Raw genomic sequence first — 1,020 nt, forward strand, 5'->3', positions numbered from 1 at the left:
GTGTAGGCCGCGGGCAGCAGGCCGTCGACAGCACCGCCTGGGTCGTCGACACGGTCGCCCGTGCGGTCGTCATCATCGGCAAGCGGGTCGTCACCGGTGAGCGGGAGGGTGTCGGTGAGACCGGCGGGTGGGACGGCGTCGACGAGCGCAGCGGTGTCGGCGGACTTCAGGGCTGGGGCGGCACTGTCCGTCGCAGCCGCGAGCAGCGCGGTGATCGGATCGGTTGCGGGGCCGAGGTCGCAGACGACGCAGTCGACGCCACGGCGGCCGCCGGGCAGCATCGGCGCGTCCGGCAGAAGCCGGGCAAGAGCTTCCCGGAGCCTGGCATCGACTCCGCCGACCGGCAGCCCGGTAGGGACGAGTTCGAGCGAGGCCGTCGGCGCCGGCGGGGCGCCCAACGCCGCCTGGGCCTGCGCTTGTGCCGGCGGAGCGCCCCAGGCTGCCTCCACCTGCGCCCGCAGGGCGTCCGATGCCGTCAGCGCCTGCGCTTGCGCCGGCCGGGGGTCCGATGCCGGCAGCCGGCTGCTGCCCAGGTCGACGGCGAGGTCGACGACCGCCTCGGCGAGTCGGTCCACCAGCCAGTCCCGCAGTGGGCCGGCGATCGTGTGCCGGCGGGACGGCTCGAGGGGCAGACCCACGCTGACCAGCACCGGCAACGACAGCTGCTCGTCGGTCGGTTGTGGCGCTCGGACGAGCTTCGGGACGTTTTCGGGCCAGCCGCCCTCGCGCACGAAGGCCCGCGCCTCGAACCCGGTGCGGACTCGCTCCTCCACCGGCCGGTCGGCAAGCAGGTCGGGCGGGATCATCCCGCGTCGGACCCGGCCGAGCCAGCGCCTGCCGCCGAGCACAGCGATCTCCACACCTTCCGGCACCGGATCCGTCCAGGCGCAGGTCAAGGTCTGCCGTACGCCGTCGATCACGATGATGACCTCGGTGAGCCCGGGCATGACCAGCGGAAGCGTCGGGTCGAGACCCTCGAGGAGAGCGCGGGCCAGCGACGTCGCGTCGACGTCGCTGGCC

General features: G+C 74.1%; 1 pseudogene. It reads right to left on the minus strand.

The window, feature by feature from the left end:
- Positions 1-1,020 (minus strand): annotated as a pseudogene (locus DD1DGNOD_RS26365) (sacsin N-terminal ATP-binding-like domain-containing protein); the annotation flags it as partial.

This window comes from Candidatus Protofrankia californiensis (assembly GCF_900634765.1).
Lineage (GTDB): Bacteria > Actinomycetota > Actinomycetes > Frankiales > Frankiaceae > Protofrankia > Protofrankia californiensis.